The organism is Paenibacillus oenotherae, assembly GCF_019443105.1.
GTDB classification, from domain to species: Bacteria; Bacillota; Bacilli; order Paenibacillales; family Paenibacillaceae; genus Paenibacillus_Z; species Paenibacillus_Z oenotherae.
The window spans coordinates 13,481-28,835 of sequence record NZ_JAHZIJ010000019.1; the positions used below are offsets into that span (position 1 = coordinate 13,481).

13 protein-coding genes are annotated in these 15,355 nt (G+C 51.4%); 5 read left to right on the forward strand and 8 right to left on the reverse strand.

The annotated features are described in order from the left end of the window. Positions 1 to 42: 42 nt before the first annotated feature. From K0T92_RS20030 to K0T92_RS20040, 3 genes are read left to right on the forward strand one after another with little or no spacing between them, the layout of a single operon-like run. On the forward strand, positions 43 to 1,371 hold the full coding sequence (locus tag K0T92_RS20030; protein WP_219874261.1) for a spore germination protein: 1,329 nt from the start codon (positions 43 to 45) through the stop codon (positions 1,369 to 1,371). Next, positions 1,368 to 2,471 carry a hypothetical protein gene (locus K0T92_RS20035; RefSeq protein ID WP_219874262.1) on the forward strand — a complete coding sequence of 368 codons (1,104 nt, stop codon included), beginning with the start codon at positions 1,368 to 1,370 and terminating at the stop codon, positions 2,469 to 2,471. The genes K0T92_RS20030 and K0T92_RS20035 overlap by 4 nt, the downstream gene beginning before the upstream one ends. Then, positions 2,468 to 3,568, forward strand: coding sequence for a Ger(x)C family spore germination protein (locus K0T92_RS20040; protein WP_219874263.1), 1,101 nt, complete (start codon positions 2,468 to 2,470; stop codon positions 3,566 to 3,568). Before K0T92_RS20035 ends, K0T92_RS20040 begins: the two co-directional genes overlap by 4 nt. Positions 3,569 to 3,619: 51 nt before the next feature. On the opposite strand, the gene fni is transcribed toward K0T92_RS20040, so the two are convergent. Together fni and K0T92_RS25340 are read right to left on the reverse strand one after the other, a co-directional pair. Beyond that, the gene (gene fni, locus K0T92_RS20045; protein WP_219874264.1) at positions 3,620 to 4,693 is read right to left on the reverse strand and encodes a type 2 isopentenyl-diphosphate Delta-isomerase; all 1,074 of its coding nucleotides are present in this window, start codon (positions 4,691 to 4,693) and stop codon (positions 3,620 to 3,622) included. A gap of 203 nt (positions 4,694 to 4,896) precedes the next feature. Further along, on the reverse strand, positions 4,897 to 5,031 hold the full coding sequence (locus K0T92_RS25340; protein WP_281423172.1) for a hypothetical protein: 135 nt from the start codon (positions 5,029 to 5,031) through the stop codon (positions 4,897 to 4,899). Between the two features lie 326 nt (positions 5,032 to 5,357). On the opposite strand from K0T92_RS25340, the gene nagB reads away from it, so the two are divergent. After that, complete coding sequence (gene nagB, locus K0T92_RS20050) at positions 5,358 to 6,080, forward strand: glucosamine-6-phosphate deaminase (protein WP_219874265.1); 723 nt, start codon at positions 5,358 to 5,360, stop codon at positions 6,078 to 6,080. Between the two features lie 2 nt (positions 6,081 to 6,082). Next, a complete protein-coding gene (gene nagA / locus K0T92_RS20055; RefSeq protein WP_246628306.1) occupies positions 6,083 to 7,276 on the forward strand; it encodes an N-acetylglucosamine-6-phosphate deacetylase in 1,194 nt (397 codons plus the stop codon). 563 nt (positions 7,277 to 7,839) lie between these two features. Here the strand turns inward: nagA and K0T92_RS20060 are convergent. The 6 genes from K0T92_RS20060 to citZ all read right to left on the reverse strand — a co-directional run bounded on the left by K0T92_RS20060 (position 7,840) and on the right by citZ (position 15,124). Next, positions 7,840 to 8,637 carry a DeoR/GlpR family DNA-binding transcription regulator gene (locus K0T92_RS20060; RefSeq protein ID WP_219874266.1) on the reverse strand — a complete coding sequence of 266 codons (798 nt, stop codon included), beginning with the start codon at positions 8,635 to 8,637 and terminating at the stop codon, positions 7,840 to 7,842. A gap of 116 nt (positions 8,638 to 8,753) precedes the next feature. Continuing rightward, positions 8,754 to 9,179, reverse strand: coding sequence for a hypothetical protein (locus K0T92_RS20065; RefSeq protein ID WP_219874267.1), 426 nt, complete (start codon positions 9,177 to 9,179; stop codon positions 8,754 to 8,756). Positions 9,180 to 9,267: 88 nt separating this feature from the next. Then, the gene (recQ, locus tag K0T92_RS20070) at positions 9,268 to 11,439 is read right to left on the reverse strand and encodes a DNA helicase RecQ (RefSeq protein WP_246628307.1); all 2,172 of its coding nucleotides are present in this window, start codon (positions 11,437 to 11,439) and stop codon (positions 9,268 to 9,270) included. Positions 11,440 to 11,550: 111 nt separating this feature from the next. Continuing rightward, entirely contained in the window at positions 11,551 to 12,492 is a 942-nt protein-coding gene (mdh, locus tag K0T92_RS20075) for a malate dehydrogenase (RefSeq protein ID WP_219874269.1), read from the reverse strand. Positions 12,493 to 12,568: 76 nt separating this feature from the next. Next, a complete protein-coding gene (icd, locus tag K0T92_RS20080) occupies positions 12,569 to 13,861 on the reverse strand; it encodes an NADP-dependent isocitrate dehydrogenase (RefSeq protein ID WP_219874270.1) in 1,293 nt (430 codons plus the stop codon). A 147-nt stretch (positions 13,862 to 14,008) separates the two neighbouring features. Then, positions 14,009 to 15,124 carry a citrate synthase gene (citZ, locus tag K0T92_RS20085; RefSeq protein ID WP_219874271.1) on the reverse strand — a complete coding sequence of 372 codons (1,116 nt, stop codon included), beginning with the start codon at positions 15,122 to 15,124 and terminating at the stop codon, positions 14,009 to 14,011. Positions 15,125 to 15,355: the final 231 nt, after the last annotated feature.

The window sequence follows — 15,355 nt, forward strand, 5'->3', positions numbered from 1 at the left end:
ATCCTGTACCGACCTGTCGTTAAGAAGCTGGAGGGAATTAGAATGCTGAATCGAATTTCGACCTTATTTGCCGATGCGAAGGATCTCAACGCCCTTCGCATTGAGAATAACGAGATGATTATTGAAATTGCCTATATCAGCTCGTTATGCGATGAGAGTAAGGTCAGTGACTTTATTCTTGTCCCCTTCCAGAAGGAGCAGCAGCCCTTCGACCTGATTCTGGAACGGAATCCGCAATTTCAGCTCGTTCATGATCCCGCCATGTGGACCCATATCATTCTTCGCGGATTTGTGCTTCTCTCGGTAAAGGGCAAAATTTATTCGCTCGACACGGCACGGATTATCCGGAATGAGACCCCTTTAACCCAGGTGGAAACGGCCATTCTCGGCCCTCAGCTCGCCCTTAGCGAGGACCTTGTCGATTCCATCAATATCATTCGCAGCCGTTACCCCTCTCCGGATCTCGGCATTGAGGAGAAGACAGTCGGCTCGATGTCGCAGACCCGGCTTATGATGCTCTATGACAACCGCCATGTGGATCCCAATGTTTTGAGCGAAGCCAGATTGAAGCTCCAATCCATCCGAATCGACTTTCTGAACGCAACGGGCCAGCTTGAGAGAAAACTGAACGGAAAGCGCAGCTTGCTGCCTACGATGATGATTACCGAGCGGCCTGACCGGATCGTGAACTGCCTGCAGAGAGGCAAGGTCATTCTGCTAATGCAGGGCTCGATGTTTGCCATTGTGCTGCCCGCGACCTTCTATGAATTTATGCATGCCGTCGATGACGATTATGATTCCTTCTGGATGACGCGCATGCTGATCCTGCTGCGCTATATCGCTGTTATTCTGACCATAACGATGCCCGCACTGTATATCGCCGTCGTCTCCTATAACCCGGAGCTGTTCCGTGTTCAGCTTGCGTTCTCTATTGCGGGAAGCCGCTCTGCCGTACCTTACCCTTCGTTTGTCGAGGTGTTCATTATGCTGTTTATGATCGAATCTCTGATCGAGGCCAGCTTGAGGCTTCCCAAATATATCGGCTCGACAGCTACAACAGTAGGCGGACTTATTCTGGGCCAAGCGGCGCAGCAAGCCGGGCTTGTCAGCAGCATCATGATTATCGTTACTTCTGTCGTCGCGATCTCCAATTTCGTCGTGCCAGTGAACAACATGTCCATTGCGATCCGCTTTGTGAAATACCCGCTCATTATCCCCGCCATTTTCTTCGGGATAACCGGCGTTACGGTCGGCATCTTCGCCTTGGTGTGCTACATGACCCATTTGCGGAGCTTCGGCAAGCCCTATATCCGAATTTTCGGTCCGATCAAAGCGCATGCAGGCGACATTGGGCAGGTGAGAGAAGAATGAACCGTTACTTCTACTATAATGTAGTTCTCGGAACGATGCTCAACCTGATGCTGTTCATTCCACACATACTCGTCAAGTATCGATACACCGGAGCGATTTCGTCCATGGCCGTTGCAGTTGTGATCGGAACGGTTCTGTCCTATACGTTCACCTATGTCATTCAAACCTTCCCGGGAAAAGGAATGCCGGAAATATTGTATTTATTCCTTCCACGGGCTGTGGTCATTCCGACCCTCTTGTTTATGGCAGCCATGTGGTTCATCGCTTCCTCCATTGCCCTTATCGGCTATGCTGTGCTTATCAATCGCTTCTTCAATCCGGATACGAGCGCCATGATCGTGCTTGCTCTCCTATGTCTGGTCTGCATCTATGCAGCGACCCGGTCATCGTTAAGCGTGATGTTCATGATGGAGATGGGGCTGATCATCAATACTCCCCTTATTCTCTTTATACTGATGAAATCTGTCCGCAGTGAAAATATGAGCTGGGACGCCATCCGTACCGTAGCAAATTACTGGCAGCAAATGCCTCAATTGGCCCCGGTTGCGGCAGCAAGCTATCTTTTTACCGGCTATATTAATTTTGCGATCTACAACCGGCTTACACCGCCCAACTTTCGGCTTAGATACCGTTGGATCGTCCCCGTGTTCGGCACCGTCTTCATGCTGATATCGTTCTTTGTTCCAATCGGGTTCCACGGCACAGAGACTGTCGTCCACTATATTTATCTATGGAGTGTTACTTCTGATGCCCTGATTATGAATTATGGATTCATCGAGCGGGTCATCTTCGTATTTCTGATCCTCTATTTGAATCTGACACTGATCTACACAACCTCGGGCTGGCATCAGGCGATGGAATTCGTCAAAAGCTGCTTTCCCGCCAACAAGCCGGATGTCGATCAACGGAAGGTGCCTTTGAGCAATTGGATCATTACTTCCGTGTTTGGCGTGCTGACGCTGCTGCATCTATATTTTTTCAATGAAAAAGAAAGCTTTCAGTTTGCATCAGGCTGGCTTATCCTTCGTTTATTTGTTGAGAGCATTACTGTCATCGGACTGTTTATATTATGTGTAAGATGGAGGAGGGCGTCCTCATGAAGCACAAACCTAGTATTGTAGCCCTTATTCTTGCCCTGCTGGCAGCGGCGTTGTCAGGATGCGGCTTCAAGGATATAGACAAACGATTCTTCGTTGTGGCGATCGGCATTGACCGGCCTGCGGACAACCCCAAAAATTACCTGGTTACATTAAAGCTGGCCGTCCCTTCTCCCAAGATTGAACCCGGTGCAGCGAAGGCGCAAATCGAATCCGTAGAAGCGCCGACTATCGCTGAAGCGGTCAGGTTGATTAAATCCTATGTGGATAAAGAGCTTGATTTTGGCCACTGCAAAATCTATATGCTGGGAGATAGCTTGGCGCAGCAGGGATATACCGATGCCATTAATTGGGTGTCCCGTCGCCGTGATATACAGAATGTAGCCTATCTCGCCATCGGCAAGCCGGATGCCCGCACGATTATTCAGAGCAATCCCCCGGCGGAACGTTATCCCGGCAACACGCTGTTTCTTCAATTCGGCAAGGACGGCACAGAGTCCTCCTACATTATTTCTACCTATATCTTTGATTTTGTCCGGAGAGTGGGAGAGCATGGGCTGGACCCTGTACTGCCCATCATGCGCAAGGAGAAGGAAGAATATATCATTACCAGAGTAGCTTTGCTGGACAAGGAGAAGGCCGTTGCAGCGCTGACTCCGAGCGAAACCGAGATTTTCAATCAGATTAGCCATCATATGACGAAATCGACGGTCACAGCGAACGTTAATGGCGAAATTATGGTATTGTCTGTCAACAAAATAACCTCGCGCTACAAAATCGTGAAAGAAGCGGATGGCTCCCATATGCTGCGGATGACAATAAAGATAAGCGGAATTTTCGAGGAGGCGCCAATGGGCGTATATTCTGCGGATTGGGCAAAGCTGGAGGCAGCGTTTAACAAGCAATATGAGTTTGAAGCTAACAGCCTGCTGAAGAAAATTCAGCAAGCTGGAGTGGACCCTTTAGGGTTCGGACTACGCTACCGCGCCACACATAAAGGCAGTGAGCAAACCTGGAAGAGATGGCAAACCATCTATCCTCAATTAAAATTCGACGTCACTGCCAAAATAACGATTGAGGGCACCGGAATTTCCGATTAGCTCCTTGTCATCTCTGTCCCCCATATTACAGGCACTGGTAGTTTAGGCAAGCTAGCGCTGGATCAGACGATCAGTTGCGCGAAGCCCCTTCAATGAACCGGATCCGATGCCGAACATGGCCGTGCGCAGCTCGAACTCGATCTGCTCCAGCTGCGCGTGCAGGCCACCGGCCTCGGCATCGCCAGCAGGGACAGCCGCTCCTGCCAGCAGCGACCTGCCGAATCCGGCAACATCTGCGCCCAGCGCAATCGCTTTGGCTGCATCAACACCGGAATGGAGACCTCCGCTCGCGATAATGCTCGCATGAGGGAGCTTGGCGCGAACCTCGCGCACACATTCCGCGGTCGGGATGCCCCAATCGGCGAATGCCGCTGCGGCGGCTTCACGCAGCGAATCCCTTGAACGGTACTTCTCGACCTGGCTCCAGGAGGTGCCTCCTGCTCCTGCAACATCAATAAAGGATACGCCTGCTTCAACAAGCGCAGCCGCTGTATCCCCGTCAATGCCCCAACCAACCTCCTTGACGCCGACCGGAACGTCCGCATAACGGCATACTTGGCCGATCTTCTCCAGCAAGCCGCGAAAGTCGGTGTCCCCTTCCGGTTGGAATACCTCCTGCATGCTGTTCAGATGGAGAACCAGCGCATTTGCTTCCGCCAGCTCAACAGCACGGCGGCATTGATCGACGCCATAGCCATAGTTCAACTGGACAGCGCCAAGATTCGCAATAATCGGTATTGTAGGCGCTTCCGCCCGTACTTTGAACGTATCGGCAAGCTCCTCATTCTCAATCGCCGCGCGCATCGATCCGAGCCCCATCGCCCAGCCGCGCGCTTCTGCCGCTTCTGCCAAACGCCGATTAATCGCTGCCGCTTCCTGTGTGCCGCCTGTCATCGAGCTGATCAGCAGCGGAACCTGCATAGGAATGCCGTGAAATGTACAGCTTGTATCAATATCGTCAAACGCCACATTCGGCAGTGCGCTATGACGGAATCTGTAACGCCCGAAGCCCGGCTCTACGCCGACGCTTTGCACCGGCTCCTCCAGACAGATGCGAATATGCTCTCCCTTTCTCTTCGCTGTCAGCTCAAACTGTTCCTGATTAGATACCCGATCTTCCGCCATGCCTGTAATCCCCCAACAATTATAGGTTTGTCCGTTATCGCAGCCTGCCGCGATCGCTTCGTTATTTCCATAGTCCCAAAAAAAGCATCTCTACCATCATATCACATTATGGAACGGCAGGAGCAAATCCGATGATTGTAAGTGAAGCAGACATAGCAAAGAGGCCTGCCCGGCTTAACCGGAGGCCCCTTTATACAACAAAATTATCTGATATTGCCGATAGAGTTTTTCACTGTATCATGTCTTGTTTTCAATACATTGCTTGCTCCTGCCACCGCTCCGCTAAAAGCAGTAAACATAATTGCCGCAGCGATTACCGTCAATGCAACACGCTTCATTATAACACCTCCTCACAAGACATTTACCAAAAAATGCCTTGATTTTGCAAATCTAATCCTATCATCACATAATGATCATCCTGAGAGCAATACTGTTTTAACATTATTGCAAATTTTTAGACTATTATTTTTTATTTCCTGCTAATTTATTGGATATCGGCCCTTCACCATCCGCATCTCCACCCCCTTGCCATTTTTTCAATCATTTAATATTCATTATAATGATTTTTATAATCATAAATTTGATTTTTACAATCATTTTCATTGTTTTAAAAATTGATATGTCATACAATGAAGTTGAAACAGGGAATGAGGAGGCAGCCTAGATGAACATCAAACAGTTTGACAGCACCGGTGAGCTCGACTTGTATGCAGCCCGAATATTTGCGGACATGCTGGCTTCCAAGCCTCATGCTGTGCTTGGACTAGCCACAGGCTCGACACCGATCGGAATTTATGAAAAAATAATTGATATGCATCGGAATGCAGAGCTATCCTTCCAATCAGCGACAACCTTTAACCTTGATGAATATGTCGGCTTGCCCCGCGACAGCAGTCAAAGCTATGCTGCCTTTATGGAGGAGCGCTTGTTTTCCCATATCGATCTGCCGCCGGAGCGCGCCCATATCCCGCATGGGATGGCTGATGATCTAACCGATGCTTGCATACAATACGATCAATTGCTTGCGCAGCAGCCACTCGATCTGCAGCTGCTCGGCATTGGCCACAACGGCCACATTGGCTTCAATGAACCGGCTCATGCGCTGCAGGGCGGTACTCATATCGTTGAACTGAAATCAGAGACGAGAGAAGCCAATGCGCGGTTCTTCGAGACGCTGGACGATGTGCCGACGCAAGCCATTACGATGGGCATCGGCTCCATCTTGAAAGCACGCACGATCCTGCTTGCTGTGAAAGGCAAGGAGAAGGCCGAAATTGTCAAACAAGCGCTAACAGGCCCAATAACGACGGAATGCCCGGCATCATTGCTGCAAACACATGCGAATGTGATCGTACTTCTTGATCGAGAAGCAGGGAGGCTGCTATAACAATGGCGCATAGGATGGAAAAGTGCTGGATAAGGAATGTTCATATCGTAGCAGAGGATGCCATAATCGAGGGAAGTCTGATGATAGAGGACGGATTAATCGTCTCCATCACACAAGGAGAGGACTCCTCCTCCCTGCCTGCGAAGGAAGCGGACAATGTTACAATCGTGGACGGCAAGGGCGGGTGGCTGCTTCCCGGCTTTATTGATCTGCATGTGCATGGCGGATATGGAGCAGACTTCATGGATGCCGCACATGAGGCATATGACACCATTACTTCCTTTCATGCCTCCAAAGGCACGACAACGATGCTAGCCACAACGGTTACAGCATCGCCAGAGGCTATCGAAGCGGTTATTGACGCCACTGCAAGCTATATAGAGGCATCCATGCCCTATGCATCGCTGGCCGGAGTCCATGTGGAGGGGCCATTCATCAGCGAACGCTGGCCCGGCGCACAGAATCCGGCTTATATTACAGCCCCAAGGCTGGACTGGCTTCAGCGATGGAACAGAGAGAAGCCTGGCATCGTCAAATTATTGACGCTGGCCCCGGAGAAAGAGGGCGCGCTGCCGCTCGTCTCTTGGCTTGCAGAGCATGGAATTATTGCCGCATGCGGCCATACGGACGCCCTTTATGAAGAGATCGAAGCCGCTGTTGATGCAGGCCTCTCCCATGCTGTTCATACCTTCAACGCCATGCGCGGGCTGCACCATCGCGAGCCGGGAACAGCCGGAGCTGTGCTGACGGATGACCGCATTTATGCCGAGCTCATTGCGGACGGCCATCATGTCCACCCTGCGGCCATCAGATTGCTGGCTGCTTCCAAGCCCGGTGACAAGCTGATTCTGATTACGGATGCGATGTCCGCAGCAGGACTGGGCGACGGCCAGTATGACCTTGGCGGTCTTACAGTCGATGTGCAAAGCGGTGTAGCCAGATTAAGCGAGGGCGGCAGCCTTGCAGGAAGTACACTGACCATGCTGGACGCTGTCCGCAACATGATGGCGTATACCGGCCTTAACCTGATGCAGGTTAGCCGCATGGCCAGCGCAAATCCTGCCGCAAGGCTGGGGCTCCAGCAGCTGACAGGCAGCATCGCCTCCGGCAAGCAGGCCGACCTCGTCCTGACAGACCAGTCGCTGCTGAGCGTTCAAGGAACCTGGGTGCGTGGACGGCGTGTTTATAGTGGCTGAATTTAAAAAATAGGGCCGACCAGAAAGTCCGCTATCCAATGAGTCAGTCCCAAAAGATGTAAAAAGATGCCTCCAAAACCACTTATAAAGTAAAAAGTGGGACTGGAAGCATCTTTCATTGTATATGAGGGACTTTGTAGGGACTCTGAATCATCAAACAACTCCACCGCTGAACCGAGAGCGCAGCGTGACGGAGTGAGAAGCCTGCGAATGTGCATGAATTTCGGTTACAAGACGCCATAATGGTACAATTCCTGCGATCAAGCATGAATTTGAGCAAAAATCGGCCGTTAAGGGAAAATGAAGGTGAAATACCTGCACGCTGGCAGGCATTTCACCTTCATGGGGTCATAAACAAGAAAAAAACTGCGGTTTCGCATGTTTCGCCTGGCTCGCATCTCGCATCTCGCATCTCGCATCTCGCTTGTCCCGGCGTTAGAATGACGGATCGTCCTCTGGCGAGAGTACATGGGCAGTCCCATGACGCAGGCATTCCACATCGTACAGCTTCTTAAAGCAGGAGCTGAGATTTCCAAATAGTACTTTCGAGACAGCCCCATTAATTATTTATCGTTAGCAGGTTCCGCAATATAGATGCGAATGCCGTGATCTTGCGCAGATGCGGCCAGCTGCTGCGGCAGCGGCTCATCCGTGATGAACGCCTGCAGTGCGGCAAGCGGCGCAATGGAGAATAGCGAGGCGCGGCCAACCTTCGTATGGTCGAACATCGCATAAGTCGCTTGCGAGCGTCCCATCATCGCCTTGGCGATATGCGCTTCCTGCTCGGAATAGGTCGTAATCCCTCCACTGGTGGAGACACCGTCTACACCCAGGAACATTTTGCCGATGTTGAGCTGACCGATCATCCCTTCGCCAAGGGGCCCGCACAGCTCGAAGCTGTTATGCCGCATGAGCCCGCCTGTGACGACAACTTGAATGTCGCTGCCAGCAAGCTCCATCGCCACGTTAACAGCATTCGTTACGACTGTAATGCCTCTGCGGATCTTGAGCAGCTTCGCAAGCAAATAATTCGTCGTTCCGCCTGACAATGCAACAACATCGCCTTCCTCGATAAGCGCGGCCGCCGCCAGGGCGATCCGCTCCTTCTCCAGAAACAACAGCCCTTCCTTCTCTGCAAAGGGGAGCTCCTTGACGGTGTTCATCCCGTCGTACATTGCGCCGCCTATCGTGCGAATGACTGGCTCCTCGCGCTCCATCAGCTCCAGATCACGCCTTGCAGTCGCTTCTGATATGCCGAAACGCTCAATAACTTCCTGAATCGTAATGCGCCCCTGGCGCTTCAATACATTCAGCAGCTGCTCCCGCCGCCGCTTTCCTTTGGACGCTTGGGATTCCAGCATGGATCGTCCCACCTAACTTGTATCCGACATCCAATAATGATAAAGTCATCCGACAATGAAACCGTCAGCACATTCCAATTCCCCGTTCAGCGCTGAACGGCTCCAAGCACATGAGCTTACTTGTACATTGGATATTGCATCAAATAAATATTGACAAGATAAAGCACAAGCACAATCAGGCTCATGACTCGCGCTTTGCCAATATGCGCGGTCGCGCTTTGGCCAGATTCAATAGCAGCTACAATCCGTTTGAGCGGCTTCGTCACGATACCGCCTAATGCAGCGATAGCCAGGAACAACAGCGTAACCAGAATCATCCACAATACGCTGTACTCGCCCTTGGACATCAAATAGCCGCCTGTCAGCAGCTGAACAATCAGAAAATATTGGGCAATCCGGTTGGCAGAGATAAGTCCGTCAGCAAGACCTGCCTGTCCCGCTCCGGCAAGCTTGGACGCTTTGCCTACGAGCAGCGGCATAACGATGTAGAACCCCATCCCTACTGCTCCAATCGTGTGCAGCAACACCATAAATTCCAACATTATGCTTCCTCCTGCAGATTCATTATAAAATCATAATTATTATACTAAAACAATCATTCAAATTCAAAGTAAACGCTTCATTAGCAAATTAAATGAGACGATGTTTCACCATAACCGCTTTGATCGCAAAATAATCCACATCGCTTGGCAGCGCTTCTTTGATCGGCTTCAGACGCTCCGTGCCGACCTGCACAATCGTTCGGATAATAAGATCTTCATGCTGCTCAGGGATAAATGCATCCCAGTCTATATCCTCGCCCTCTTCACCGCAGCGGAGCAGATGGTTCTCAATCGTTACCTTTGTCATGCCGCGCTGCTCGGCAATCTGCTTGAGCGTATAGCCTTCACGAAGCAGCAGCAGGGATTGCAGATGGCTGGACAATTCTGAACCATCGTCTCCTTGCAGCTCCCGTCCCCCGCCAGCCGGCCTCTGAATCGTTGCCGCCGCATCGCTGTAAGAAGATAGGGGGGCCTGTCCTCCGCCAGCCCCTTCTGCATCTGTACGAAACTTCCGCACAATCGCAATAACATCGCTGCCATACCTGCTCGCTTTGGCTGCCCCTACACCTTTAACCGCCAGCAATTGCTCGGTCGTCAGGGGCTGCCTGTCGGCAATCTCCCTAAGAGCCGCATCGAAGAACAGCATGAAAGGTGGAACATGCTCCCGCGCCGCCGTCTCTTTGCGCCACTCTCTGAGCGCCTCGAACAACGGCGAATTGGCAACAGCAGCACCTTCCGCTGCACGGCGTCTGGCAGACATGCTGCGGCGCCTGAGAACATTCACCTTTCCTTCCAGAACCGGCAGTGCCTCTGCAGCCAGGGAGACAGTCGGGTACTCGCCTTCGCTTATACGCATATAACCCTCGGCGACGAGCCAATAAAGCCAATCCGTAACATCCTTCTCCGCCCAATCCCGCAGCAGGCCATAAGTGGACAAGCGGTCAAGGCCAAACTCCAGAATCCGCTTCTCCCGCGAGCCCTTAAGCACCTTCGCAGCCATTGAAATTCCGAACCGTCCCTTCAGCCTTCCAACGCACGAAAGCGCCTTGCGGGCATCCTCCGTCATATCAATCTTCTCGCTCTGATCCAGACAATTGCTGCATTTGCCGCAGGAGGGTACGTCCGCTTCACCGAAATAGCTCACAATGAACTGGAGCAGACATCGCTCCGTTCTGCTGTAGTGCATCATCGTATACAGCTTATTAAGCTGTATCGTGCGCCGCTCCGCATCGCTTGTGCCCCGCTCGATCAAGAACCGCTGCACCTGCACATCCTGCGGCTCAAACATCAGCACGCATTCGCTCTCTTCTCCATCACGACCGGCCCGACCCGCTTCTTGATAATAGGATTCCACATCGCCAGGCATCTGCCAATGGACGACATAACGGACGTTCGGCTTGTCTATTCCCATTCCAAAGGCATTCGTCGCCACCATCACCCGGATATCATCGAAGCGGAATTGCTCCTGCGCCTCTGCCCGTTCCTTATCGCCAAGACCGCCGTGATACTTCCCAGCGCTGATGCCAAGTCTGGTCAAAGCGTCACAAACCTCATCCGCCTCCTTGCGGGTAGCGGTATATATAATTCCGGATTGATCGGCTCTCTGACTCACATAATCCCGCAGAAACTTTCTTTTATCCGTACCCGTAACGACCGACAGAGATAAATTCGTCCGCGCAAATCCGGTTACGAATATGTTCGGCTCGCGCAGCCTCAGCATATCGGCAATATCCTGCGACACCTCCGGCGTTGCCGTCGCCGTAAAGGCCGCCACCGGGGGACGGTTGTCCAGACGGCCAATCCAGTTGGCAAGCTGCCGATAGCTTGGCCGGAAGTCATGCCCCCACTGTGACACACAATGCGCTTCATCAATCGCAATGAGCGATATATGCATCTGGCCGGTGAAAGATTCGAACATTGTGCCGTCAAGCCGCTCCGGAGCGACATACAGCAATTTATAGACCCCTTGCGCCGTTTGTCTAATGACATCGCGATAGGATGCTGCATCCAGCGAGCTGTTCAGGAATGCCGCAGGCACGCCTAAGCGTCCAAGCGCATCAACCTGATCCTTCATTAATGAAATAAGTGGAGATACGACGATAGCCGTACCTGGAAGGAGCATCGCCGGGAGCTGGTAACAGAGGGATTTGCCCCCGCCAGTTGGCAGAATCGCGAGTGTATCCCTGCCTTCTAACAAGCCTGTAATGATATCCCCCTGCCCCTTGCGGAAACTGTCATATCCGTAAACCTGTTTTAACATCCGCTGCGCCTGCTCGATCATCAAAGTACCCCCGTTTCTTCCTGACAAAATGAAGACCCTGACAACGTTCAGTCAGGGTCCCATGTGCTTCATGAGTGATATTGGCGCCTATCAGCCTGTTACAATTTTGATGACATTGCGGACGGACACTGCGGATTTCTCCAGCGCCGCCTTCTCATCAGTCGTCAGCTCAAGCTCAAATATCTTCTCGATGCCGTCTCCGCCAAGTATGACCGGAACACCCATAAACAGGTTGTCGTAGCCATATTCGCCTTCAAGCAGTGCGATAACTGGAATGATCCGCTTCTTGTCCTTCAGAATAGCTTCTGTCATTTGGACAAGCGACGCGGCTGGCGCATAATATGCGCTGCCATTGCCAAGCAGATTCACGATTTCGCCTCCGCCAACACGGGTGCGCTGCACAATGGCTTCAATGCGGTCAGCAGGGATCAGCTTCTCGATGGGAATGCCGCCTGCATTGGAGTAACGAACAAGCGGCACCATATCATCGCCATGGCCGCCAAGCACGAAACCGCGAACGTCCTCGACAGATACATTCAGCTCCTGTGCGATAAATGTACAGTAGCGGGCAGTATCAAGAACGCCGGATTGACCGATCACTCGATTCTTAGGGAAGCCGAGTGCGTTGTAAGCAACATAAGTCATTGCATCAACCGGGTTCGATAAAATAATAACATAGCTATTCGGGCTGGTTGCTTTAATATTCTCACAAACGGATTTTACGATGGCTGCATTCGTGTTCACAAGATCATCACGGCTCATGCCCGGCTTGCGGGCAATACCGGCAGTGATGATGACAACATCGGAGTCTGCTGTATCCGCATAATCGGAAGTACCGCTAATACGGGAATCAATGCCTTGTACAGGAGTGGATTCCATCATATCAAGCGCCTTGCCCTTCGTCGGGTTCTCCAACTGCGGAATATCGACGAGAATGACGTCTCCAAGCTCTTTTTGCGCCAGCATCAACGCAGTGGTCGCACCGGTAAAGCCAGCGCCTACAACCGTAATTTTGTTCCGTTTGATAGCCATATTTCAAGTACCTCCCGAAATCAATATAATAGTGCGCTGCTCTAAGAGCAGCGCACGCTTCGAATCGTAGAACGGATTACAGGTTGTTGATGATTTCGTCTGCAAACGCGGAGCATTTCACTTCGGTTGCGCCTTCCATCAGACGAGCGAAATCATAAGTTACGGTTTTGTTGTTGATCGATGTTTCCAAGCCTTTGTAGATCATGTCAGCCGCTTCCTGCCAGCCCAGGTGCTCCAGCAGCATTACGCCGGAGAGGATAACTGAACCCGGGTTAACGACATCAAGATCCGCATATTTAGGAGCTGTACCATGCGTAGCTTCAAAAATCGCGTGGCCAGTCAGATAGTTAATGTTCGCGCCTGGCGCAATTCCTATACCGCCAACTTGAGCAGCCAGTGCATCGGACAGGTAATCGCCGTTAAGGTTAAGCGTAGCGATAACATCAAAGTCAGTTGGACGAGTCAGGACTTGTTGAAGCGCGATATCTGCGATTGCATCCTTCACGATCAGCTTGCCTGCTGCTTCTGCATCCTTCTGTGCTTTGTTCGCCGCATCTGTTCCTTCTGCTTCCTTGATGCGGTCGTATTGACCCCAAGTGAAGGTTTGCTCAGCGAATTCTTGCTCAGCCACTTCGTAGCCCCAGTTCTTGAACGCGCCCTCGGTAAACTTCATGATGTTGCCTTTGTGAACGAGCGTGAGCGATTTGCGGCCATGCTTCAGCGCGTACTCGATAGCAGCGCGGGCAAGACGCTTGGAGCCCTCAGCCGATACCGGCTTGATGCCGATTCCGGACGTTTCCGGGAAACGGATTTTGTTAACGCCCATTTCCTTCTGCAGAAATTCGATAACCTTCTTCACTTCAGCGGAGCCTTCCTGGTATTCGATACCAGCATAGATATCCTCGGTATTCTCACGGAAGATAACCATGTTAACAAGCTCAGGACGTTTCACCGGGGAAGGTACACCGTCAAAGTAACGAACTGGACGCAGACAAACGTACAGGTCAAGCTCCTGGCGCAGTGCTACGTTCAGGGAACGGATGCCTCCGCCGATTGGCGTCGTCAATGGTCCTTTGATCGCTACAATGTATTCGCGAATCGCTGTTAATGTATCAGCCGGAAGCCACTCGCCGTATTGATTGAATGCTTTTTCGCCAGCAAAAACTTCGTACCAAGCGATTTTTTTCTCGCCGTTATATGCTTTCTCAACAGCTGCATCAAGCACGCGCTTCGATGCTTTCCAGATATCGCGGCCAGTACCGTCACCCTCGATGAAAGGAATGATAGGGTTGTTTGGTACTTGCAGAACACCGTTGTCGATTGTAATTTTTTGTCCTTCGGTAGGCAGTGCGAATTTTTCCAATTGCATAATCAAATTTCCTCCTTGGATGTTTCATAACTTGTATGTAGTACTCAATAAACATAACACAAGGGAGCCGGCCCTGCAGCCTCTAACCGCTGCACGCCAACACCCCGTCACAATACCGGCAGAGATGAGCTGCCGAATGACTGTCTTCTATTTGCGGTCACCAATCGGTGTAACCTTCTGATTAACAGGTCCTACATACTCCGCACGCGGACGAATGAGGCGGTTGTTCTCGTATTGCTCCAGAATATGAGCGGTCCATCCGGATACGCGGCTAATCGCGAAGATCGGAGTAAACAGATCACGAGGAATTTTCAGTGTGGTGTAGACAGATGCGGAGTAGAAATCTACGTTAGGCTTCAACCCTTTTTGTCCGGTTACGAGCTCCTCGATCTTGACGGACATCTCGTACAGCTCCATATTGCCTGTCAGCTTGCCGAGCTCACGGGACATCTTCTGCAGATGCTTCGCGCGCGGATCGCCGTTCTTGTATACACGGTGACCGAAGCCCATGATCTTCTCTTTGTTGGCAAGCTTGTTGTTGATAACCGACTCGACCTTGTCGAAGGAGCCGATCTCTTCCAGCATCACCATGACAGCTTCGTTCGCGCCGCCGTGAAGAGGACCCTTCAGAGCGCCGATTGCCGATGTGACGCCGGAGTAAATATCAGACAGCGTTGCCACTGTGACGCGGGCAGCGAACGTAGAAGCGTTCAACTCATGGTCTGCATGCAGCACAAGCGCCTGATCCAGCGCTCTGACCGCCACTTCCTCAGGTTCTTGTCCAGTAAGCATGTAGAGAAAATTGTACGCAATCGAAACGCCAGTCTTGGGAGCAACCGGTTCTTGTCCTTCCCGGATACGGGCAAATGCCGCTACAACCGTCGGGAGCTGAGCTTGCAGCTTGATCGCTTTATTGATGTTCGCCTCGGCAGACATGTCGTTGGCGGATTCATCATACAGCGCCAGGCTCGAGATAGCGGTGCGCAGCGCAGCCATGGAGTTCGCATTCTTGGGATAAAGCTTCAATTGCTCGATTACTTGAGCGGGTACTGCAGCATTCTCGCCGAGCTGTTTAATCAAGCCGTCCAGTTCGGATTGCGTCGGCAGCTTGCCATACCAAAGCAGATAAGCGACTTCCTCGAAGGAAGCATTCTCCGCCAGGTCGTCGATATCAATGCCGCGGTATGTTAATACGCCGTCAATAATCGAGCTGATCGATGACGTCGTTGCGACGATGCCTTCTAGTCCTTTGGTTGCTGTCATTCTTCTCGCTCCTTTATACATGCTTTAATTGCAATAAATGGTTACGGTTCTGAATCGTCGCTTTAATCATATCGGATTTTGACAAGGATGTGAACAAAAACGGACATAAAAATGCTTTATCGGCACCATAAATATTTTGTGTTGCAGGTTCAGCCGCGCGAATTTGACACCCAGCGTCTTACATTTTTCACTTCTAAGCCTATATTTATGCAATAAAAGCTTACATCTCCC